At 70.8% G+C, this 22,804-nt stretch carries 20 protein-coding genes; 8 read left to right on the forward strand and 12 right to left on the reverse strand.

What is annotated here, in order from left to right:
• Positions 1-57: 57 nt before the first annotated feature.
• The 12 genes from ACH4S7_RS34355 to ACH4S7_RS34410 form a co-directional block, all read right to left on the reverse strand.
• Positions 58-2,808 carry a SpoIIE family protein phosphatase gene (locus ACH4S7_RS34355; RefSeq protein ID WP_398525323.1) on the reverse strand — a complete coding sequence of 917 codons (2,751 nt, stop codon included), beginning with the start codon at positions 2,806-2,808 and terminating at the stop codon, positions 58-60.
• A gap of 977 nt (positions 2,809-3,785) precedes the next feature.
• A complete protein-coding gene (dmpG, locus tag ACH4S7_RS34360; protein WP_398525324.1) occupies positions 3,786-4,808 on the reverse strand; it encodes a 4-hydroxy-2-oxovalerate aldolase in 1,023 nt (340 codons plus the stop codon).
• Positions 4,805-5,728, reverse strand: coding sequence for an acetaldehyde dehydrogenase (acetylating) (locus ACH4S7_RS34365; RefSeq protein ID WP_398525325.1), 924 nt, complete (start codon positions 5,726-5,728; stop codon positions 4,805-4,807). Before ACH4S7_RS34365 ends, dmpG begins: the two co-directional genes overlap by 4 nt.
• Entirely contained in the window at positions 5,721-6,740 is a 1,020-nt protein-coding gene (locus ACH4S7_RS34370; RefSeq protein WP_398525326.1) for an amidohydrolase family protein, read from the reverse strand. Before ACH4S7_RS34370 ends, ACH4S7_RS34365 begins: the two co-directional genes overlap by 8 nt.
• A gap of 20 nt (positions 6,741-6,760) precedes the next feature.
• Positions 6,761-7,333 carry a 3-hydroxyanthranilate 3,4-dioxygenase gene (locus tag ACH4S7_RS34375; RefSeq protein ID WP_398525327.1) on the reverse strand — a complete coding sequence of 191 codons (573 nt, stop codon included), beginning with the start codon at positions 7,331-7,333 and terminating at the stop codon, positions 6,761-6,763.
• Positions 7,334-7,349: 16 nt separating this feature from the next.
• Entirely contained in the window at positions 7,350-7,793 is a 444-nt protein-coding gene (locus ACH4S7_RS34380; RefSeq protein WP_398525420.1) for a RidA family protein, read from the reverse strand.
• A 95-nt stretch (positions 7,794-7,888) separates the two neighbouring features.
• Entirely contained in the window at positions 7,889-8,662 is a 774-nt protein-coding gene (locus tag ACH4S7_RS34385) for a 2-keto-4-pentenoate hydratase (protein WP_398525328.1), read from the reverse strand.
• A gap of 1 nt (position 8,663) precedes the next feature.
• The gene (locus tag ACH4S7_RS34390) at positions 8,664-9,497 is read right to left on the reverse strand and encodes a 2-keto-4-pentenoate hydratase (RefSeq protein ID WP_398525329.1); all 834 of its coding nucleotides are present in this window, start codon (positions 9,495-9,497) and stop codon (positions 8,664-8,666) included.
• A 10-nt stretch (positions 9,498-9,507) separates the two neighbouring features.
• Positions 9,508-10,953, reverse strand: a complete 1,446-nt coding sequence (locus ACH4S7_RS34395; protein WP_398525330.1) for a 2-hydroxymuconic semialdehyde dehydrogenase — start codon at positions 10,951-10,953, stop codon at positions 9,508-9,510.
• 659 nt (positions 10,954-11,612) lie between these two features.
• The gene (locus tag ACH4S7_RS34400) at positions 11,613-11,828 is read right to left on the reverse strand and encodes a DUF6243 family protein (RefSeq protein ID WP_398525331.1); all 216 of its coding nucleotides are present in this window, start codon (positions 11,826-11,828) and stop codon (positions 11,613-11,615) included.
• A 589-nt stretch (positions 11,829-12,417) separates the two neighbouring features.
• Entirely contained in the window at positions 12,418-12,885 is a 468-nt protein-coding gene (locus ACH4S7_RS34405) for a GNAT family N-acetyltransferase (RefSeq protein WP_398525332.1), read from the reverse strand.
• A 177-nt stretch (positions 12,886-13,062) separates the two neighbouring features.
• Positions 13,063-14,049, reverse strand: coding sequence for a LacI family DNA-binding transcriptional regulator (locus tag ACH4S7_RS34410; RefSeq protein ID WP_398525333.1), 987 nt, complete (start codon positions 14,047-14,049; stop codon positions 13,063-13,065).
• A 714-nt stretch (positions 14,050-14,763) separates the two neighbouring features.
• Here ACH4S7_RS34410 and ACH4S7_RS34415 point away from each other — a divergent pair.
• The 8 genes from ACH4S7_RS34415 to ACH4S7_RS34450 all read left to right on the forward strand — a co-directional run bounded on the left by ACH4S7_RS34415 (position 14,764) and on the right by ACH4S7_RS34450 (position 22,738).
• The gene (locus ACH4S7_RS34415; RefSeq protein ID WP_398525334.1) at positions 14,764-16,110 is read left to right on the forward strand and encodes an NtaA/DmoA family FMN-dependent monooxygenase; all 1,347 of its coding nucleotides are present in this window, start codon (positions 14,764-14,766) and stop codon (positions 16,108-16,110) included.
• A 34-nt stretch (positions 16,111-16,144) separates the two neighbouring features.
• Positions 16,145-16,669, forward strand: a complete 525-nt coding sequence (locus ACH4S7_RS34420) for a flavin reductase family protein (protein ID WP_398525335.1) — start codon at positions 16,145-16,147, stop codon at positions 16,667-16,669.
• Positions 16,662-17,120, forward strand: a complete 459-nt coding sequence (locus tag ACH4S7_RS34425; protein ID WP_398525336.1) for a riboflavin kinase — start codon at positions 16,662-16,664, stop codon at positions 17,118-17,120. Before ACH4S7_RS34420 ends, ACH4S7_RS34425 begins: the two co-directional genes overlap by 8 nt.
• A 117-nt stretch (positions 17,121-17,237) precedes the next feature.
• Positions 17,238-17,993: a nicotinamide riboside transporter PnuC gene (locus ACH4S7_RS34430; protein WP_398525337.1), complete on the forward strand. Its 756-nt coding sequence runs from the start codon at positions 17,238-17,240 to the stop codon at positions 17,991-17,993.
• Positions 17,994-18,418: 425 nt separating this feature from the next.
• Positions 18,419-19,195: a (5-formylfuran-3-yl)methyl phosphate synthase gene (locus ACH4S7_RS34435; RefSeq protein ID WP_398525338.1), complete on the forward strand. Its 777-nt coding sequence runs from the start codon at positions 18,419-18,421 to the stop codon at positions 19,193-19,195.
• An 8-nt stretch (positions 19,196-19,203) separates the two neighbouring features.
• On the forward strand, positions 19,204-20,607 hold the full coding sequence (locus ACH4S7_RS34440; protein ID WP_398525339.1) for an aldehyde dehydrogenase family protein: 1,404 nt from the start codon (positions 19,204-19,206) through the stop codon (positions 20,605-20,607).
• A 2-nt stretch (positions 20,608-20,609) separates the two neighbouring features.
• Positions 20,610-21,713: an NAD(P)-dependent alcohol dehydrogenase gene (locus ACH4S7_RS34445; protein ID WP_398525340.1), complete on the forward strand. Its 1,104-nt coding sequence runs from the start codon at positions 20,610-20,612 to the stop codon at positions 21,711-21,713.
• 113 nt (positions 21,714-21,826) lie between these two features.
• Positions 21,827-22,738, forward strand: a complete 912-nt coding sequence (locus tag ACH4S7_RS34450; protein ID WP_398525341.1) for a class I SAM-dependent methyltransferase — start codon at positions 21,827-21,829, stop codon at positions 22,736-22,738.
• Positions 22,739-22,804 lie beyond the last annotated feature (66 nt).

Consider the following 22,804-nt stretch of genomic DNA (forward strand, 5'->3'; position numbering starts at 1 on the left):
TCCCACCGTCGTGGTGGTGGGACACGGTGTGTCGTCAGGGGCCGCCCCTGGTCTTCACTAGTCGAGGTCCCACTGGTCCAGGAGTGCGTCGGTGGGGTCGGCACCGGTTCGCGGGCCTTCGGAGTGGAGGGACTGTTCGGTCCAGATGACTTTGCCGCGGGGGGTGTAGCGGGTGCCCCACCGGTCGGCGAGTTGGGCGACGAGGAACAGTCCGCGGCCGCCCTCGTCGGTGGTGGCGGCCCGCCGGAGGTGGGGCGCGGTGCTGCTGCCGTCGGACACCTCGCAGATCAGTGCGTGGTCGTGGATGAGACGGACATGGATGGGCTGGGCGGCGTAGCGCACGGCGTTGGTGATGAGTTCACTGAGGATGAGTTCGGTGGTGAAGCCGAGGTCGGTCAGGCCCCAGGCGTCGAGTTGCCGTGCGCACTGTGCGCGGATGACGGCGACGGCGGCGGGGTCGGACGGCACGTCCCAGGCGGCGCTCCGGTCCGCGGTCAGACGGCGGGTCCGGGCCACCAGGAGAGCGATGTCGTCGCGGGGCTGTTCGGGGAGGAGTGCGGTCAGGATCGTCTCGCAGGTGTCCTCGGGGCTCTGGTCCGGCGCTTCCCGCAAGGTGTCAGTGAGAAGGGCGAGTCCGGCGTCGATGTCACGGTGCCGGTCCTCGATGAGTCCGTCGGTGTAGAGGATGAGGCGTGAGCCCTCGGGCACCGCGAAGTCGGTGATCTCCACGGGCAGGCCGCTGGCGGTCCCCAGAGGGGGTGAGACGGGGCCCGGAGGGACGTGTACGGTGCCGTCCGGGTGCGCGACCACCAACGGGGGGTGCCCGGCGCGGGCCATGGCGCAGCGTCCGGTGGTGGAGTCGTAGACGGCGTAGAGACAGGTCGCGCCGGTGACGCCGACGCCCCCTTGTGGGCCGGTTGCCGGGATCTGTTCCTGGTCCATGCGTGCGACGAGTTCATCGAGGTGGGTGAGGAGTTCGTCGAGTGGTAGGTCGAGCGCGGAGAAGTTGTGGACCGCGGTCCGCAGCCGTCCCATGGTGGCCGCCGCGTGCAGACCGTGGCCGACGACGTCGCCGGCCACCAGGGCGACACGGGCGCCGGGCAGCGGGATGATGTCGAACCAGTCGCCGCCGACGCCCGCGTGGGCGGGCAGATAGCGGTAGGCGGTCTCCAGCGCGTCCTGGGCGGGGAGGTAGCGCGGCATGAGGCTGCGTTGGAGCGCGACGGCGGTGGAGTGCTCATGGGTGTAGCGGCGGGCGTTGTCGAGGCAGACCGCGGCGCGGGCCACCACTTCTCCCGCCAGCGCCAGGTCCTCGGCGTCGAACGGCTCGGGTTTGTTCGATCGCCAGAAGCTGGCGACGCCGAGGACCACGCCCCGGGCCTTCAGCGGTGCGGTGATCAGCGAGTGAATGCCGAAGGCGACGATCGCCCGAGCCCGCTCGGGGTCCTGCGCCTGCCACGCGGGGGCGTCGGCCAGCCGGGGTTCGAGCACGGAATGTCCCAGGTCCAGTCCTCTGGCCTGCGGGGTGGCGGGGGCGAGGCGGATCAGTTCGCCCTCACCGTAGAGGGGGGCCGCGTCGTCCACGCCGACGACCGCCACCCGCCGCAGGTCGCGTTCCGTGCCGTGCACCTCGTCACCGTGGAGCACGGGTTCCACCAGGTCGACGGTGGCGTAGTCGGCGAAGTCGGGCACCACGGTCCGGGCCAGCTCCCGGGCGGTGCGCGGCACCTCCAGGGTGGTGCCGATGTCGAGGCTGGCGTCGTACAGCACCTTCAGACGCTGGCGAGTGACCTCCGCGGCCCTGGACAGGGCCAACAGCTCGGTCGTGTCCCGCAGGGTGATGACGCGCCCGCCGAAGGCACCCGTGGGCCGCTGGTTGACGGCGAGAATCCGGCTCCCGGTCCGGTGGACGCCGTCCGTGACCTCCCGTTCCGACTCCAGGAGATCGACGGTGGCGGGTGGCAGGCCGAGATCGGAAACCGCGCGGCCCTGGGCGTCGGGTGGCAGGCCGAGGAGTCGGTTCGCCTCGTCGTTGGCGAGCATCAGCCGCCCCCGGCCGTCCAGGATCACCACGCCTTCGCGTACCGCGTGGAGCACCGTGTCGTGATGCTCGTACAGCCGTGTGATCTCGGTCGGCCCGAGGCCGTGCGTCTGGCGCAGCAGTCGGCGGCTCAGCAGGGCGGCCCCGGCCGAGAACAGGGCGAGCGCCCCGGCACCGGCCCCGAGGACGGTGGGCAGTTTCGCGGCGGCGGCCGAATGGATCCGGTCGATCGTCACTCCTGAGCCGACGGCGCCGACGACCGTGCCGTCCGGCCGGCGAAGGGGGACGTAGGCCCGGATCTGCGGGCCGAGCGTGCCCTCGCGCTCCTCCACGACCGTCTCCCCCGCCAGCAGGGGGACCATATCGGTGGAGGTGCGTTTGCCGATCCGGTTCGCCAGGGGGTGGGTCAGGCGGATGCCCGCCCGGTTCAGGACCACCACATAGTCCACGCCGGCCCCCTTGCGGGCCTCCTCGGCGCGCGACTGGAGCGCTCTGGTGGGGTTCGGGGAGTCCACAGCCGCCGCGGTGCCGGGCGCGCTGGCGAAGCCCTGGGCCACCGCCAGTGACGTACTGGCACCGTCACGCGTGCTCTCCTGGCGGGCCGTCACCAGAATGAGGACCACCGCTCCCGCTGTCAGGAGGAGCACGACGACCAGTTGCAGCACGAACATCTGCCCGACCACACTGCGCACGTCCAGCAGTGAACGCCCACGCCGCCGACGGCCGGTGGGCCGTGCGGCCTCGGCAGCCGCGCTACGGCCCGCCATGCGAGCTTCCTCCCAGCCGGTCCATCCACGCCGTCACCGAACCGCCCCCTTCTGATGGGCTCGCCACCGGCACGCCCGGCCCACGACGGCCCGACGTACGAACGGGAGCGAGCAGGCCGGCGTCATCCGCGCTGCGGCAGCCGGACTTGCGGCATACCTCACCCACCACGCCGTCCATCCACCCCGGGCGCAACACGCTGCACCGGAACGGACGGCGCGAACGCGCGACACGCCGTACCCGACACGATACGGGGGACATTCACCTCCACCAGCCGTACCGGCCACCTCACCCCCTCGGACCGGCGGGGGGCGGCTCCGTCCCCGGCCGCCCGCCGCGGGAGCCTGACCGTGGATCCGGGCCTGAGCGTTCCGGCCGGCCGTGCCGACCGGTGGGCGCATCCGGCCCGATCCCCGGTACCGGGCGGCAGGTGCCGGGAGGGTCGGCTCCCCTTCGGTCTCGGCTCGTCAGCCAGGCTCGGGGGAATCGAACGCCCCAGTCCGTAACCCGAGTACGGGGAGCCGGGCTCCGCCGCGGGATGAACGGCGTGCAGCGGGGCGGCGGGGGGCGGGCGCGCCGCTGCTGCCGGTCGGGGGCGTCCCGGGTGACAGTGCGCGAGGCGTCGTCCTGACAGCGTCACGGTGACGCCCCCGCCGGGGGGTGTCACCCGGACGGAGGGTGTCGCACGGTCGGGGTGGTTGCCGTTCGCGTGCGAGGAAGTGTTCGACACGGCGACGGATCCGGTCGAGGGCAGCGGACTCGTGGCATGCGGTCCGCACAGCCGCTTCGCCCGCCCCCGCCCGGGCTGTTCATGGGTGAAGGTGGGGCGCGGCGCCGTTCACCACGCCCGTTTCCGCGCGCGAGCGCCGTGCACGACACCTGCGCGGCAGCGGCAGGAACGGCGCCGTGGACAGGCGGCCGTCGGGCCGGGCGAGGGAGTCGCCCGGCCGCGGGAGTGGTGCCGGCTCCTGCGGGAAAATCATGCCCGCGCGAGGTCCAGCGCGATGTCCACGATCATGTCCTCCTGTCCGCCGACCATCCCTCTCCTGCCCGCTTCGAGGAGGATCTGCCTGGTGTCCAGGCCGTATCGGCGGGCCGCGTCCTCGGCGTGGCGCAGGAAGCTGGAGTAGACACCGGCATAGCCGAGGCTGAGGGTCTCGCGGTCGACGCGGACCGGCCGGTCCTGGAGGGGGCGGACGATGTCGTCGGCGGCGTCCATGAGCCGGAACACATCGCTGCCGTGGTCCCAGCCCGACAGATCGGCGACCGCGATGAAAGCCTCCAGGGGGCAGTTCCCCGCGCCCGCGCCCTGTCCCGCGAGTGAGGCGTCCACCCGGTGCGCGCCGTTCTCCACGGCCACCACCGAGTTGGCGACGCCCAGGCCGAGGTTGTGATGGGCGTGGATGCCGATCCCGGTCTCCGGGGCCAGGACGTCGCGGTAGGCGCGCACCCGGTCGCGGACGCCGTCCATGGTGAGCCGGCCGCCGGAGTCGGTGACATAGACGCAGTGCGCGCCGTAGGACTCCATCAGCGCGGCCTGGCGGGCGAGTTCGGCGGGTTCGGCCAGATGGGACATCATCAGGAATCCGGCGACGTCCATGCCCAGCTCACGGGCGGCCGCGATGTGCTGGGCGGCGATGTCGGCCTCGGTGCAGTGGGTGGCCACCCGGACCGAGCGGACGCCGAGACCGTGGGCACGGCGCAGGTCGGCCAGCGTGCCGATGCCGGGCAGCAGCAGGGTGGTGAGCCGGGCGCGGGTGACGACCTCGGCCGCGGCCGCGATCCACTCGTCGTCGGTGTGTGCTCCGGCGCCGTAGTTGACGCTGGAGCCCGCGAGGCCGTCTCCATGGGCGATCTCGATGGCGTCGACACCCGCCGCGTCGAGGGCGGCGGCGATGGTGCGGACCTGGTCGACGGTGTAGCGGTGCCGGACGGCGTGCATACCGTCGCGCAGGGTCACGTCCTGGATGTAGAGCCGGGACGGTGTCGGGGAATCTGTCATCGGGAGGCCAGCCTTTCCGCGACCCGCAGTGCGGCGGAGGTCATGATGTCGAGGTTGCCCGCGTAGGAGGGCAGGTAGTGGGCGGCGCCCTCCACCTCCAGATAGACGGAGACGAGATGACCGGGTCCGTCGGTGAGCGGCGCGAGCGGGTCGTCCGGTTCGATCGGCCGGATCTGCACCTCCTGCTTGAGCCGGTAGCCCGGCACATAGGCGGCGACCTCCGCGACCATCGTCCGCACCGAGGCGCGCACCGCGTCCTGGTCGCACTCGCCGACGACGCAGTAGACGGTGTCCCGCATGACGAGCGCCGGCTCGGCGGGGTTCAGCACGATGATCGCTTTTCCGCGGGCCGCGCCGCCCACCTCTTCCAGGGCGCGCGCGGTCGTCTCGGTGAACTCGTCGATGTTGGCGCGGGTGCCGGGTCCGGCGGACTTCGACGCGATGGAGGCGACGATCTCCGCGTACCGGACCGGGGTGACCCGGGACACCGCGGCGACGACCGGCACGGTGGCCTGTCCGCCGCAGGTGACCATGTTGACGTCGGGGGCCGACAGATGCTGTTCGAGATTGACCGGCGGTACGACGTAGGGGCCGAGCGCGGCGGGTGTGAGGTCGATGAGCCGCTTGCCGTGCGCGGCGAGCACGGTGGCGTGATGGCGGTGGGCTCCGGCCGATGTCGCATCGAAGACGATCTCGATGTCGGGGAAGCAGTCCATGGCCACCAGCCCCTCGACCCCCTCGTGGGTGGTGGGCACGCCGAGCCTGCGGGCGCGGGCGAGCCCGTCGGACGCCTCGTCGATCCCCGCCATCGCGGCCATCTCCAGCCGTTCCGACAACCGCAGCACCTTGATCATGAGATCGGTGCCGATGTTCCCGGAGCCGATGACGGCCACCTTGGTGCGCCTGGGTCGCTCAGACATCACTGCCTCCCGTCGGGACGGCGAAGAACGCGGCCGCGTTGGAGCCGAGGATCATCGCCTGTTCGGCATCGGTCAGTCCCGGGCAGTCGCGTACGACGGTGCCGGGCCGCTGTTCGCCCAGCGGGAAGGGGAAGTCCGTGCCGAGCATGACCCGGTCCGGGCCCATCACATCCACCAGCAGCCGTAGCGCGCGGGGGTCGAAGACCGCCGTGTCGACGTAGAAGCGGCGGGCGTACGCGGACGGGGGCTTCGGGGAGTCGGCCCGTACGATGTCGCGGTTGTGCCAGGCGTTGTCGGCGCGGCCCAGGAGATAGGCGAAGCTCCCGCCGCCGTGGCAGAAGCAGAGCTTCAGCGATTCGGGGAGCCGCTCGAACGCCCCCGAGAGGGCGAGGCCGAGGATGGAGAGCTGGGTCTCGGCGGGCATACCGACGAGCCAGCGCAGCATGTTCCGGTCCATCCGACCGTCGCCGAGCATGTCCCAGGGGTGGACCAGCACCGGGACGTTCTCCGCCGCGCAGTGGGCGAGGAAGGCGACGAAGTCGTCGTCGGCGAGGGTCCGTTCGCCGATGTGGTTGCCGATGTGGACGCCCCGGTGGCCCGCGGCGGCGGCCCGGGAGACCATGTCGCAGGCCAGGCGGGTGTCCTGGAGCGGCACCTGACAGAGCGGGAGCAGCCGCTCCGGATCCTGGGCGCAGTAGTCGAGGATGCGGTCGTTGACCAGCTCGCACCATTCGGCGGCGCGATCCGGCTCGGCCCCGTATCCGAACATCAGCGGTGTGGAGGAGATGGCCTGCACATCGATGCCGAGTGCGTCCATCTCGGCGAGTCGCCGCTCGGGGTCCCACAGGGCGGCGGTGACCGGCCGGTACTCCTCGGTGCCGCTCATCATCACGCCGGCGCCCGAGGTGCCCGGGTGGACACGCAGCCAGGGCTCGCCGGCACCTCGCAGGATGCGGCTCTCGGATTCCGATATGCGCGGGAAGACATGCGCATGGACATCGATGACAGACAAGGCGAACTCCGGGGGTGTGGTCAGGAACGGGGCTGCGTGACGGGGCGCAGCTCGTCGGGCCAGTCGCGGCCCGGGTGTACGGCGCCGCAGTGGGGGCAGGTGCGGTCACCGTCGTAGAAGGCGTCGAAGACCGGAGGCAGATCGTCGACGATGGAGGTGAGTCGCAGCTCGGACCGGTGGACCAGGTGGTGACAGTCGGTGCAGTACCACTCGACGGCGTCCAGCAGTCCGGGCGGACGGGTGAACTCGACGACGAGGCCGATGGAGCCGGGCTCGGGGCGCTGCGGGGAGTGCCGTACATGGGGCGGGAGCAGGAAGACGTCGCCCTCGTTGATCTGGAGGTCGGTGGGCGGTCGGCCCTCCTCCTCCATGATGCGCAGCACCATGTTGCCGCGGAGCTGGTAGAAGAACTCCTCGGTGGGATCGTCGTGGAAGTCGGTGCGCTGGTTGGGGCCGCCGACGACGGTGACCATCAGATCGCTGTCGCGCCAGATCTGGATGTTGCCGACCGGGGGTTTGAGCAGGTCCTGGTGTTCGTCGATCCAGCGGGTGAAATTGAAGGGGGTGCCGTGGGACAGCTTCGGCAGGGTCATGGTGCCGTGCTCCTGATCAGGGGTGGGTGACGGTGGCCGATCGGCTTCCGGCCGGTGCGGTGACCGGGATGTGGGCGACGCAGGAGATCTCGATGAGCAGATGCGGGTGCGGGAGCTGGTGGACGGCGACGGTGGTGCGGGCGGGGCCCGTTTCGTCGAAGTACTCGGCATAGACCTCGTTGTAGCCGCCGAAGTCGTTCATGTTCACGAGGAAGGCGGAGATGTTGACGAGGTCGGCCAGCGAACCGCCGGCCGCCGCCAGCAGATCGCTGATGTTCTCGATGACGGCCCGGGTCTGGTCCCGGATGTCGAGACTGGTGGTGCCGGTGGCGTCGGCGCTCGCACCGACGAAGGTGCCGTCGGGGCGGCGGGAGCTGGTGCCGGAGACAAAGACGAGGTCTCCGGCGCGTCGCAGATGTGGGAAGCGGCCACGGGGGCGGGCCTTGCCCTCGACGAGCAGGGCCGCGGGTGCGGCTCCGGCCGGGCCGTCAGGCGTGGGGCGGTCCGGGGCGGGGCCGTCAGGCGTGGGGCCGTCCGGCGTGCGGCGGTTCGGGTTCATCGGGTGGTCACCTCGACCCGGCCGAGTCCCGCGGCGACGACACGGACATGCGCACCGCGCGGCAGCGGCAGGGCGGCGGTCGCGGCGCCCGCCAGCACCGTCTGGCCCGGCTCCAGGGAGCGCCCGGCCTCGCCCGCCAGTCGCGCGGCCGCGGCCAGGGCGCGCAGGGGGTGGCCGAGGATCGCCGCGGAGGAGCCGGTGGCGACGACCCTGCCGTCGACCTCCACGACCAGGCCGATATTGCCGAGGTCATGGCCGCCGGCCGGCTGCCAGGGGCCGCAGGCGTAGCGCGCGGCGGAGGCGTTGTCGGCGATCACATCCGGGAGGGTGAACCGGAAGCCCTCGTACCGGGAGTCCAGCACCTCGTACGCGACGGCGACCCCGGCGACCGAGCGGGCGGCCTCGGCCGGGGTGACCGGGCCGGCGAGCGGGCGTCCGACGACGAAGGCGATCTCCGGTTCGATACGGGGGTGGATGAGTCCGCCGAGGTCGAGCACGGCGCCGTCCTCGACCCGCATGGCGTCGGTGAGCAGGCCCCAGATGACGTCGTCGACCCCCATCTGCACCATTTTGGCGCGGCTGGTGAAGCCCATCTTGACGCCGGTGGACACCTCGCCGCGGGCCAGCCGGCGTTCGATGACGGCGCGCTGCACCGCGTAGGCGTCGGGCAGGGTGAGGGCGATGGAGTCGGTGGGCCGGTCCACGGTGCGGCCCTCGCGGGCCGCGGTGTCCAGGATCTCGGCGAGCTCGGCGAGCCGGGCGATGTCCATATCAGGCCCCCCGGCCGGTCTCAGCGGCGAACGCGACCCGTACGTCGCCGAGTCCGTCGATCCGCGCTTCCAGTACGTCGCCGGGGGCGACGGGGATCATCGGTCCGAGCGCACCGGTCAGTACGGTGTCCCCGGCCCGTAGCGGGCGTCCCACCCGTACCATCGCGTCGGCGAGCCAGAGCGCGGCGTTCAGGGGGTGGCCCAGACAGGCTGCTCCGGTTCCCGTCGACACCTGGTCACCACGCCGCTCCAGGACCATTCCGGCCAGGCGCAGGTCGAGCCGATCCAGTGTTACGGGCCGGTTGCCGAGGACGTACAGACCACTGGAGGCGTTGTCCGCGACGGTGTCGGCGAGGGTGATGTCCCAGTCCTGGACGCGGCTGCCGCAGATCTCGATGGCAGGGAGCGCGAACGCGGTGGCGCGCAGCAGGTCGGCGATGGTGTGCCGGTCCCGGTCGAGGTCGGCTTCGAGGACGAGGGCGACCTCGGCCTCGGCGCGGGGCTGTTGGACCGCTCCGACCGGGATCTCGGCGCCGTCGGGGATCGCCATATCGGCGTACAGCATGCCGAAATCGGGTGCGTCGACGCCGAGCTGGGTCTGGACCGCCGCCGAGGTCAGGCCGATCTTGCGGCCGGTGAGGCGGCGTCCCTGGTCGAGCCAGTGCTCGGTGAGCAGGTCCTGCACGGCGTAGGCGGATGCGGCGTCGGTGACCAGGTCCCGTACGGGGGCGCAGGGACTGCCCTCCGTGTGGGCGCGCAGGAGCCGGTCGGCGGCGGCCCGGATGCCGGCGGTGCCGGGCCCGGGGGGTTCGGTGGTGGTGGCGTTCTTATTCATGGACGGTTCCTCAGACCTGGACGCAGATGTTGACGGGCTCGGAGAAGAAGTCCAGCGACCAGGTGCCGCCCTCACGGCCGATGCCGGAGTCCTTGGCACCGCCGAACGGGGTGCGCAGATCGCGCAGGTTCCAGCAGTTGACCCAGACGATTCCGGCGTCGATGCGCGGGGCGACCCGGTGGGCGCGGGAGAGGTCGCGGGTCCAGACGGTGGCGGCGAGGCCGTAGCGGCTGTCGTTGGCGAGCCGTACCGCCTCCTCCTCGGTGTCGAAGGGGGCGATGTGGCAGACCGGTCCGAAGATCTCCTCCTGGACGGTCCTGGCGTGCTGCGGCAGTCCGGTCAGGACGGTCGGTTCGACGTGGAAGCCCTGGTCCCGGCGGTCGCCGAAGTGCGGGACGCCGCCTCCGGCGACGACCGTGGCGCCCTCCTCGACGGCCAGCCGGTAGTAGGAGAGGACCTTGTCGCGGTGGGCCGCGGAGATCATCGGGCCGTAGTCGGTGAGTTCCCGGGCGCGGGCGCCGATGCGGGTCACGAACTCCTCGTACCGGGAACGCTCCACATAGACGCGTTCGGTGCAGAGGCAGATCTGCCCGGAGTGGGTGAAGGCGGACCGTACGGTGCCCTCGATCGCGGCGTCGAGATCGGCGTCAGCGAAGACCAGGGCCGGATTCTTGCCGCCCAGCTCGAACGAGACGGGGGTGAGGTGGCCGGCCGCCTCGCGCATGATGGCGGAGCCGGTGGCGGACTCCCCGGTGAAGGCGATGGCGTCCACACCGGGATGGGAGGTGAGGAACGCGCCCGCCGCGTCGGTGCCGTGGCCGTGTACGAGGTTGAAGGCGCCGCCAGGCAGTCCGGCCGCGTCGATCGCCTCGGCGAGCAGGGTCGCGGTGGAGGGGGTCTCCTCGGACGGTTTGGCGATCACGGCGTTGCCCGCCGCGAGGGCGGGGGCGACCTTCCAGGTGAGCAGCAGCAGCGGGAGGTTCCACGGGGAGACGACCGCGACGACCCCGAGCGGGCGGCGCACGGTGTAGTTGAGTGCCTGACCGGTGCCGGTGCTCCAGCCGGGGACGGCGGTGGACCAGGAGTGTTCGGGGCGGGCCCGGAGGAGGTCGGCGAAGGCGCGGAAATTTCCGATGGCGCGGGGGATGTCGACGGTGGCGGCCAGTTCGCGGGGCTTGCCGGTGTCGCTCACCTCGGCGTCCACGAAGGCGTCGAAGCGGGCCTGGATGGTGTCGGCGATGCGGTGCAGCGCGATGGCCCGCTCTTCGGGGCCCGTCGCGCCCCAGGCACCTTCCAGGGCTGCGCGGGCCGCGCGGACCGCGGCGTCGACGGTCTCCCGGTCCGCTTCGGGGACCTGGCCCACGGTGGTCCCGTCCACCGGGTCGACCAGCGGGAACATCGTGGTGGTGGCGTCGTCCGGCAGGAATGCCCCGCCTATGTAGTGCGCCGCTCTCATGGCTCGCCCCTCACCCTCGCGTCCTGTGTCAGGAGGCCGCGTTTCGCCGTCGGCCAACTGTTCAGGAGCATGGCGCCGGGGAGGTATACCTGTCTAATGCTCTTTGGAGCTTCTCCCATAACCATTTGGGTATGCGTCAGGGATTCGGCCGGCCGTCAGCCCGGCCGCCCCGGTACGCGGCGCGGCCGGCAGGGCAGGAGTGAGAGGGCTCCAGGGGCGGGGGGCGGGGGGCGATGCCCGTCCCGGCGCGGGGCCGGGCGCGCCGGCGATGACCCGTACCGACTCCTGATGAGGCGTGTTCCGCGGCGGCCGGTGGGATCAGCCGCCCCACGATGACGTCGGCCCGGCCCGCTTCCCGATCCACCGGCGGGGGGGCTTTCGGCGGAATGGTCATGACCGGCCGACATGGCACGGCACCGCAGCGCCCGGCAGGGGCTGTCCGGCCGCCGTCGGGTGCACCACGGAGGAAGGGGTACGAGTGGGGCCCGGGTCGCGTCGGTATGGTGCGGCACTGCGGCGCCCAGCAGCCCGAAGCAACAACGATCGCTCAGCAGAGATGAGAGCGTGGTCCGGCTGTGCCCGGTACGGCGGCAGGGCCCGGTCCGCGCGTCGCGGTCCGGGCCCTGCTCCGTGCGATGCCGCCCTGCGGCGGCGGTGCGTCAGCTCTGTGCGGTGTCGTCGCCCGCTTGCGCGGCGCCCTCAGATGCGCCTGCCTTCTCGCGCATCTTGCGCACCAGCTCCGCCTTCTGGTCGGCTGCACCCTGGCGGTCGAGGTTGCGGTGCGGACCGTTGTTCTGCCGTTCGGCGCGGGACAGCTTCTTGCGCTGGCCGCCGCCCATGCCCACGGGGTTGTTGATGTTCTTGCTCACGGTCACGAGTTCTCCCGAGTAATGATGTGAAGTGATCTACGGATCTATCGGTGGGGGACGGGCGGCGACGTCGAAGGACGTCAGCAGGGGCCCATCACGCTCTCACTCGTAAATCGGCGTCTGGAAGAACATGACAAAGACGTTACCCGATTCCGCCGGCCCCACACACCAATCTTGTCGCCGCCCCGGCGTCGGCCGGGCCCTCGGATCCCACAACGATGTAGGTTCTCGCCTTCGGAGTCAGCGCCGACGCTGTGACCTGCACGTTCTCCTTCAGTCTCACGAAGAGTCGGGCGGCGGCTGTCTCGGATCGGTGTCATTCCCTCAGACTGTCCAGCAGGCTGCACCGCCGCCCGGGGGGCGTCACGAACCTGCAGCACCAGCCAACCGTTCCACCCGCTCACGCACGGTCACCGCTCGCTCGCTGCGGCTGACGACGTCGGACGTTCCGCCATGAAACCCGCGGTCCAGTCTTCCAATGAACGGGGCGGCTGAGGATCAGGAGACCACCTTGACCAGCCGATGAAGGGGTGCGGGTGGGACGTCGATGTGGCTGGTTGTCACCGTGCTGTCAGTACGGGAACCGCGCTTCCGATCACGGGTGCGTCCGCCCGCTCCGTGGTCGCCAGAGGTAGAACAGTTCCGGGTCGCCCTCATCGAGGCCGTGAAGAAGGCCGACCGGGCTCCAGCCAGCCCGGTGGAGCAACCGCTGCATCGGCTGATTGGAGACATTGGTCGAGGTGAACAGCTTCGGAGTCGTGCACGAGGTCGCCACCGCGTCCAGCAACTGACGACCAATACCTCTGCTGCGGGCCGATGGGGCAACCATCAGCATGGAAACGAAGCCCTGCTCGAAGAACGTGTACTCAACCACGCAGTAACCAAGCAGGCCAGACGCGTCCTCCGCCACGACCGCCAGGCCCTGCCGGCACCACCTTCGGATGCGCTCCTGTCGCGCGACGTCACCTTCGAGCGCGACCGCGTCGATCCGCATCAGCGCGTCCGACTCCGACGCACTCGCGCGGCGAACGCGGAAATCACCGAAGTCCACTGCATCGTCCATGAGTCCATGCTGTCAGTTCACACCGCACGGCCGGACCAGGTCGCTGGGCCGCCTTCCCTCCGCCCGAACGTCTCCCGTCCCGCGTTCTCCCGGAGAACAACGCTGACGGTGGGCAGCCCGCCCGGCCCGGCAGGGAGAGGTCGAAGTGATGTCGCGCCCCAGCGATATGACGATTCGTCAGAGTTCGCTCGTGGAGGCACGAACGACGAGCTGAGGGGGAAACCTCTCAACCCGTTCGGTTCGTTCACCGCCGGGCGCCTGAAGCAGCGTCAGTCCGCGTTCGGCCATGACGGACAGCGGGTGACGGATGGACGTGATGGGCGGGTCGAGCAACTTGAGCATCTCGGTGTCGTCGAATCCAGTGACGGCGATCTGCCGGGGCACCGCCACCGATGAACGGTGCAGCGTGCTCACGAGCCCCACCGCGAGGACGTCCGCTCCACAGACGACCGCGTCGATCCGGTCGCGCTGCTCGATGATGCGGCGCGCTGCCGTTCGCCCTGCGTCGGTGGTGAAATCGGGCAGAAGGATGGTGGTGGCTCCGGACCCTTGCAACTTGGTGAAGGCCGCCAGCCGTTCGGCCCCCGAGGACGAGGTCTGATCGGCGACGAGGGCGATGCGGCGCCTTCCTATCTCCTCCAGGTGATCGACGAGAAGCTTCACCGCGGACACGTTGTCGAGGGTGACAGCGACGGTGCCGGACCCTCTGGCCCATCGGTCGAAGAGGACGACGGGGCGGCGCCGGGCGGCCTCACGGATGGCGGGCCCTGAGGCGCTGGCGGATACGGGGATGACGAACAGGCCGTCCACCCGGCCACCGAGCAGGGTGTCGATCTGCTCGGCCTCGATCGCGGTGTCGTTCGCCGCGTCGGAGACCACGAGCGCGCCGCCGACAGCGCGCACATGCTGCGCGATGGCATCGGCGAGTTGGACGAAATACGGGTTGGCGAGCGTGGGAACGATGACACCGATGGTGCCGGTCGCGCCGGTGCGCAGCGCTCGGGCCGAGTGGTTGGGCTGATAGTCAAGCCGCTCCGCGGCCTCTTCGACGCGGCGCGCGAGGTCGGGATCGACGTTTCGTTGTGTGCCGGCGAGAACACGTGATGCCGTCGCGCGGGAGACGCCGGCGGCGTTGGCCACGTCGATCAGTCGGGGCGCTGTCACGTAGGTGTCCTTCTCCGTCAGTGGGCCTGCGCCACGGTGGCGGGGCGGCTGGGCAGCACGAGGCTACTTGACGCCACGGGTGCGCTGGTACAGCATGTCGGAAATCGATCTCCCAAGGAGCTCGCATGTCGCATACCAGTGTCGTCGGTTCGGTGAACCGGGACTTCGTCCTGACCGTCAAGGACCTGCCGCGACCTGACGGGACCCCTGAACAGAGCAGGCTCCCCGGACCCGCCCCGCTCGCCCGATCGGCTCGCGGGTACCGGCCGCCGGTCTCCACCTCCAGGTCCGTACCCGCATCCTCGGCGAACTCGGGAAACCCGCTTCAGTTACGCGGCCCCAACCGGCTCCCGCCGCCGATGACGCGCGAGATCTGTCTGAAATCGTCGCGCCGTCACGGTGACGATCGGGGCGGACGAGCCGCCCCGAATTAGGCGCACACAGCGCCAACACCACGCATGACCCCTGCTCCGCCAAGGGGTGTGAACGCACCGTGGGTGCCGACGACACCCTCCGCGGCCCTCGCGGACGCGCTCGGACGCGACACCCACCGTCGGGTCGCGGTCGAACGCGCCGTACGCATCGGCGTCGCACGCCGCCATCCACCCCGGCACACGCACCTCCAGGCCGCACGCGGCCCAGCTCGACGTACCCGTACCGCCTCTGCTCCCTGACGCGCCGCGGGTCCACCACCAGCACTACGGAGAACCACTCATGAGAAACCTCAAGATCGGCGTGTTCGACAACGCACAGGCCAATTCGAGCGGCACGGCCACGTGGCGTCACCCCGAGAGTCGACGGCACCTCTTCGACACCCTTGAGTACTGGCAGGAGCTCGCCGCGGTCTGCGAGGACGCCAAGCTGGACTTCCTCTTCCTCGCCGATGCGTGGGGCTGGTCCGAGATCGACGGCACGCGCCCGCCGATAGCCACGGAGGAGTCCCTCGACCTCCCGCGGCTCGACCCGATCGTCGTGGCGTCGGCGCTGCTGTCCACGACGACCAACCTGGGTCTGGTCGTGACGGGCTCCGCCCTGGTGGAACCCCCGTACGCCTTCGCTCGCCGGATGGCCACGTTCGACCAGCTCTCCGGTGGCCGCATCGGTTGGAACATCGTGACGACCGGCACCGCAGACACCGCGGTCAAGGCGTTCGGCATGGACATGGTGGACCACGACGACCGGTATCGGATGGCCGAGGACTTCCTCGACGTCGTCTACAAGTACTGGGAAGGCGCCTGGGAGCCGGACGCGCTGGAGAAGGACAAGGACGGACGGTTCGCCGACCCCGCCAAGGTGCACCTCGTCACGCACAAGGGCCCGTTCTTCAGCTCGCAGGGGTACGGCAACACCGCGCGTTCCCCGCAGGGCACGCCCGTTCTGTTCCAGGCGGGGGCATCGCCCGCCGGTCGCCGGGTCGGCGGCCGACACGGCGAATGCATGTTCGTCGGAAGCGGCTCGATCGAGCAGCTCGCCGGACACACCGCGTCCATCCGCGAAGAGGCGGTCAAGGCGGGCCGTCGAGCCGACGACGTGAAGGTGATGTCGGCGTTCTCCTGTGTCGTGGGTGCGACGACATCCGACGCGGAGCGGCGCTATCGGCAGATCCTCGACGCTCAGCGGTCCGAGGTGACCGTCGCCAGCTACGCCATGTTCACCGGGCTCGACCTCTCGTCCTACGCGCCCGAGACGCCCATGGCGGATCTCTCCACCGAGCTGTCGCAGACCCAGGTGGCCCGCTTCTCCGACAAGACGGTCGGCGACGTCCTCGCCGACTGGCACACCCACGGCGTCGGAGCGCGGCCCGTCGTCGGCACGGCCGAGGAGATCGCCGATGAGATCTGCGCGCTCGCGGAGGGTGCCGACCTCGATGGATTCCTGCTGTCCCCGACGGTCCAGCCCGTCTCGACGACGGACTTCGTCGAGTCGGTCCTGCCGATCCTGCGGGCCCGTGGAGTCTTCCGCGGGGAGTACACGGAGGGCGAGAGCCTGCGTGAGCGGCTCACCGGAGCAGCCGACCGCGCGCTGCCGGCCAGCCACCCCGCCGCGCAGTACAGGCACTGAGAACAGAACGCGCGACGAGAGGATGTCGAAGACCATGGCCACGTCTGCCCACACCCCGCCGGGGGCATCCGCGCCGATGGAGCTGGACGCGGCGACGCTGCGACGGGCGTTCGGGGCCTACCCGACGGGTGTCGTCGCGATCAGCGCGCTGCGCGGCAACGAGCCGGTCGGGTTCGCGGCGAATTCGTTCGTCTCGATCTCGCTCGAACCGCCCATGGCCGCGGTCAGTGTGGCCCGCACCTCGACCACCTGGCCGCGCCTCGTCGGGGCACCCGTGCTGGGGCTGAGTGTGCTCAGCCACGGTCAGGGTGCGGTGTGTCGACGCCTGGCGTCCCGGGAGGTCAACCGCTTTGACGGCGTCGCGTGGAAGGCGACGCCCGAGGGCGCCGTCGTGATCGAGGACGCCGCACTCTGGCTGACGGCCCGGGTGAGCGCGACCTACGACGGCGGCGATCACGAGATCGTGCTCATGGAGTTGCTGACGGCCGAGTTGTTCTCCGGTGTGGAGCCGCTGGTCTTCCACACCAGCCAGTTCCGCGAGCTCACTCCCCATGGATGACACCCTGACGGTCCACGCGCACCTCACGGGTGCGGTGGTGCGCGGTGCCGGTCGGGGCCATGGGCTCGGCTTCCCCACCGCGAACGTCGCGGCCGACCCCGGCTCGCGGGTCCCACCATCCGCGATCTACAGCGGCTGGGTCGTACGCCACTCGACCGGCGTCGTCCACCAGGGAACGATCAGTATCGGGTCGAACCCGACCTTCTGCGATACGACGGATGTACACGTCGAGGTGTACTGCCACGACACATCGGACGAGTTCTACGGAGAGCGCGTCGGACTGTGGTTCGTGGCACGGATTCGGGACACGGTGAAGTTCGCGTCGCCCGACGATCTGATACGCGCCGCCCAGCAGGACGTCCTGCGGTCGGAGGCAGTGCTCGCCTCCGACCGCGGGCGCCGCGTCCTCACCGGCGCGCTCGACGCCTACGGGAAAACCGTCTCCAACTGAGGTACCACTCCACACGGACCCGGCACGCACTGCCGACTCCCCGCGTCCTGACCGGCCCGGTCCGGGTCCACAGCCCCCCACTCCCCGCCTTGCTCCGTTCGAACAAAGGTGTGAGTCATGAGTGCATTCCAGTGGCTGAATGAGCAGTTCAGCTTCTTCGGATTTCCCGTCTACTGGTCCGATTTCCTCGGCAACATCCTGGCGCTCGCCACCGTTTGGCTGGCGCTGCGAAGATCACTCACGGCCTGGCCGGTGCAGATCCTCGGGTCGATACTCCTGTTGATCGCGAGCCTGAACGTCGATCTCGGAGGAAACGCCGCCCGACAGGTCGTGATCATAGTATCGGCATCGTGGGGTTGGGCGACCTGGCGGCGCAGCAGGGAGAAGGAAGGCACGATCAACGTCCGCTGGGCTTCGTGGCGGGAGCGCTCGGTGCTGCTCGTCGCCATGGTCGCCGGGACCTTCGCGTTCGGCGCACTGCTCAAGACGGCCGAGGCGTCGTTCTACCCGGGTGCTCCTTGGTGGATGGTCCTCGCAGACGCCTGGATATTCGTCGGCTCGATCCTGGCGATGTACACCCAGGCCCGCCGGTACGTGGAGTTCTGGTTCGCCTGGCTGGCCGTGGACCTGGTTGGAATTCCCCTCGCCATCCATTCCGAGCTGTACTTCTCCGGCATCGTCTACGCGATCTTCTTCGTCATGGTGGTCATCGGAATCCGCGACTGGGCGTCCCGCAGCAAGGGCCAGGAGCTCGCCTCCCCGCTGGAGCCGGCTGTCGTCCTGGAGAGCCGGAATGACACTGCACCGGCCGCGGGGCCGCAGACCGCCCGGCCGGGCACGGAGAAGACGAACGGGTTGGGAACCGTTGACTGACCAGTGATCCCGGTCGTGGACACCCCCCGTCGGCGGACGGCACCAGGTGGAGCCCTCGAACTCGCCCTCCCGGTGCGGGGCACGCGACCCGCCAGCCCCGTACCCGCGGAGACAGAAGGACCCGACAGGCCGGACGGCGCCGTCCACCCAACCCGGCGACGGTGGGCGCGGGTCAGCAGGGTGGACCGCGCCGACGGTGAGGTGACGGCGCCCACGCAGGGCGCCGTCACCGAGGCAGAGCGCGAGCGGAGTCGGTTCGGTCGGTTGGCTGATTCAAGACCGGCGCACACGGCGCATGGGCGTACGCCACGGTAGTACCCATGCGAACGCCGTGCGCCCTTACGAGCACCCTGGGCCCCCGTGATGATGGGCAGACCGCGAATGATCCAGTCGATTCCGCACGCCTGTCCCCCGGCCAGGTGCACATGCGGTGGAAGGGGTCCACGTTGTTGCTTCTCATCTCCCCGGACAGCGTCGAGGAGGCACTCGACTGCGCAAAGGCGGCGGAGCACCTCGACATCGTCGACGTCAAGAAGCCCGACGAGGGCTCGCTCGGCGCGAACTACCCATGGGTCATCAGAGAGATCCGCGAGGCGATCCCAGCCGACAAACCGGTCTCCGCCACGGTGGGAGACGTACCGTACAAGCCCGGCACAGTGGCCCAGGCGGCGCTCGGTGCGGCCGTCTCCGGAGCGACGTACATCAAGGTCGGTCTGTACGGCTGCACCACGCCCGACCAGGCCATCGATGTCATGCGAGGGGTCGTCCGGGCGGTGAAGGACTATCGGCCGGACGCGTTCGTCGTCGCCTCCGGCTACGCCGACGCCCACCGGATCGGGTGTGTCAACCCGCTCGCACTGCCCGACATCGCGCGGCGCTCCGGCTCCGACGCGGCCATGCTCGACACCGCGGTCAAGGACGGGACACGGTTGTTCGATCACGTTCCGCCCGACGTCTGCGGGGAGTTCGTCCGCCGGGCCCATGAAGCCGGTCTGCTCGCCGCGCTCGCGGGCAGCGTACAGGTGGGCGACCTCGGCACGCTGACCCGTATCGGGACCGACATCGTGGGAGTGCGTGGGGCGGTCTGCGAGGGGGGCGACCGCACCGCGGGAAGGATTCAGCCGCAGGCGGTGGCCGCCTTCCGGGCGGAGATGGACCGGCACGCCCGGGAGTACGCGGCCGTTGTCACCGGCGGGAACTGACCACCGGCATGGCGACACATCAGCCCCCTCTCACCGCCGGGAACCTCGGCAAGCACTTCACCGTGCTCGATCCGGCGACGGGCGATGCCTTCGGGGAGGCTCCCGACCAACAGCCGGGCGAGTTGGACACGATCGTCGCCCGGGCCCATGACGCCTGGCGCGGCTGGCGCGCCGACCCGGCCGCCCGCACCGCCGCGCTGCTCGCGGCGGCCGACGCCATAGAAGCGGCAGGGGTGGACCTCGCTCCCCTGCTCACCCGTGAACAGGGCAAACCCCTGGCCGAGTCGTACGCGGAGGTAGCCCGCACGGCCGCCAGGCTGCGCTACTTCGCCGAGCTCGCCCCCGAGTCCCGGACGCTCTCGGACCGCGTGGCGGTGCGCGGCGAGATCCGCTGGCGCCCACTCGGGCCCGTCGCAGCGATCGTCCCGTGGAACTTTCCCCTCCAGCTCGCGTCGGCGAAGTTCGCGCCCGCGCTCGCCGCGGGCAATACGGTGGTGCTCAAGCCCTCCCCGCACACGCCCCTCGCCACCCGGCTGCTGGGGTCCGTCGTCTCCGCAGCCCTCCCCGAGGACGTGCTGACGATCGTCACCGGACACGAGCCCCTCGGCGCCCGCCTGGCCGCCCATCCAGGCATCCGGCATGTGACCTTCACCGGCTCGGTGCCCGTCGGACGGGCCGTCGCGGAGGCAGCGGCGACCTCCCTCGCCCGGGTCACGCTGGAGCTGGGCGGCAACGACGCCGCCGTGCTGCTGGAGGACGTGGACGTGGAGCGGATCGCGGACCGACTGTTCTGGGCGGCGTTCCGCAACTGCGGGCAGGTCTGTATGGCGGTCAAGCGCGTCTACGCCCCGGCCCGGCTCTACTCCGACGTCGTCGAGGCCCTCGCGCAGCGCGCGAGGGCCGTCGTCGTCGGAGCCGGCCTCGCCCCGGGAACCCAACTGGGCCCGCTCAACAACGCGCCTCAGCTCGCCCGGGTCGAGCGCCTCACGGCCCGGGCCCTGGCAGCCGGTGCCCGAGCCGTGGCCGGTGGCCACCGGCTGGACCGACCCGGCTACTTCCACGCCCCGACGATCCTGGCCGATGTCCGCCCTGACAGCCCGGTGGTGACGGAGGAGCAGTTCGGACCGGTCCTACCGGTGCTGCCGTACGGGAACCTCGATGACGCCGTCGAGATGGCCAACGACACCGGTTTCGGGCTGGGCGGCTCGGTGTGGGGGACCGATCTCGACCGGGCCGAGGCGGTGGCCGGTCGGCTGGAGTGCGGGACGGCATGGCTCAACCACCACGCCGAACTGTCCCTCGCCCAGCCCTTCGCTGGCGTCAAGGAGAGCGGCGTCGGCGTCGCGGGCGGGCCGTGGGGGCTCTACGGGAACCTCAGGCCGTTCGTCCTCCACCGTCCCGAGGAGGCGTGACGATGAGGTTCAACGCGGCGGTACTGCGCTCGGCCGAGGGCCGATTCTCCATCGAGGAGGTCGCCCTCCATGCGGGGCCGGCCGACGATGAGGTCCTGGTCAGGATCGCGGGCTGCGGGATGTGCCGGACCGATCTCGCGGTCCGGCGTTCGGCGGGCCGCTCACCGCTGCCCGCGGTGCTGGGCCACGAGGGGTCCGGGGTCGTGGTGCAGACGGGCGGCCCGCACACCGGCCTGAGCGAGGGCGACCATGTCGTGCTGAGCTTCGACTCCTGCGGACACTGCCGGAGCTGCGTACGCGCCGCCCCCGCCTACTGCGACTCCTTCGCCTCGCTCAACCTCTTCGGGGGGCGCAAGGAACACGCCGGACGGTTCACCGATGCGGCCGGGGGCGAACTGGCCCCTCGGTGGTTCGGCCAGTCCTCGTTCGCCGAGTACGCGGTGGTCCCGGCCCGCAACGCGGTCCGGACCGACCCCGCGCTCCCCGTCGAGTTACTCGGACCGCTCGGCTGCGGATTCCTCACCGGCGCCGGAGCGGTCTTCCACTCCTTCGGCGTCGGGCCCGGCGACACCCTCGCGGTCTTCGGCGCGGGGGCGGTGGGCCTGGCCGCTGTGATGGCCGCCACCGCCTCGGGGGTGGTGACCTTAGCCGTCGACCGGCGTCCCGAACGACTGGCCCTGGCCGAGCGGTTCGGCGCCCTCCCCCTGCACGCCTCATCGGCCGACCTGGCCGGCCGCATCCGGCGCCTCACCGACGGCGGCGCGCAGTACGCACTGGACACCACGGCCTCCGCCCAGCTCATCAACAACGCCCTGCGGGCGCTGCGTCCGACCGGTTCTCTCGGTCTGGTGGCACGGCTCCCCACCACGCTGCCGATCGAACCGGGCGCGCTGGACCAGGGCAGGAGCATCTTCCATATCTGTGAGGGGGACGCGGTGCCGCGACTGCTGATTCCACGGCTGATCGGGCTGTGGCAGGCGGGGCGGTTCCCCTTCGACGAGCTGATCCGTACGTACCCGCTCACCGACGTCAACGAAGCCGAGGACGACTGCGAAGCGGGTCGTGTGGTCAAACCCGTCCTGCTTCCGGAAGGGGGAAGCCGATGAACCCGCTGGACCCGATGGACGAGGCGCCCGACGCCGTCACCCGTCCGATCGTCCCCGATCGACCGCCGTCCCGCGGCGCTGCCAGCGGTCTCGGCCCGCCCGGAGGAGGACATATGGTCGGCACAACGCCTCGGAAAACCAGCGTGGAAGGTACGGAAGGCGTGGAGGAAGGTGTCGGCCTCACCGCTCTCCTGGTCGCCGCGGCACGGGCGATCGAGACCGTCCGCCATGACTCCCTGGCACAGGACGTCTACGCGGAGCACTTCGTGCGCGCCGCCTCCGCGTGCGCCGGGTGGCCGCTCCGCATCCAACAGGTTCCCGGCGGGGACGCGAACCCGCTGTGGGGGCGATTCGCGCGCTACTTCGGACTGCGGACGCGGGTCCTCGACGACTTCCTCCTGCGATCGGTGCACACGGGAGACGCCCGTCAGGTCGTCCTGCTCGGGGCGGGGCTGGACTCGCGGGCGTTCCGACTCGATTGGCCGTCCGGCTGCGTGGTCTTCGAGGTGGACAGGGAAGGCGTACTGGCGTTCAAGCACCGGGTGCTCGACGGGCTGTCGGCGGCCCCGAAGGCGACGCGCGTACCGATACCGATCGATCTGCGCGCCGACTGGGTCGGCGCGCTCGTCGACGCGGGCTTCGACACGGGCGCGCCGAGCGTCTGGCTGGCCGAAGGATTGCTCTTCTACCTGCCCCCCGCCGCCGAGACCTACCTCATCGACACCGTGGACCGGTTGAGCACGGGAGGAAGCGCGCTGGCGTTCGAGGTCAAGCTGGAGAAGGACCTGTGGGAGTACCGCGACAGCCGGCTCTACACCTCGACGGCAGACCAGATCGGCATCGACCTGCTCAACCTGTTCGACGGGGAGCCGCGGCCCGACTCCGCCGGTGATCTGGCGGGCAAGGGCTGGTCCACCTCGGTCCACACCCCCTTCGACTTCACCCGCCTGCACGGGCGCGGCCCGCTCCCCGAGGAGAACGACGCGCTGGCGGGCAACCGATGGGTGTTCGCGAACAAACCCTGACCCCGCCGTCTGAAGGACGCCCTCACGCACACGATGCTCGATGCCCGCGCCCGTGTACCGGCGCGG

Source organism: Streptomyces sp. NPDC020965 (assembly GCF_044333555.1).
In the GTDB taxonomy this organism is placed as follows: Bacteria; Actinomycetota; Actinomycetes; order Streptomycetales; family Streptomycetaceae; genus Streptomyces.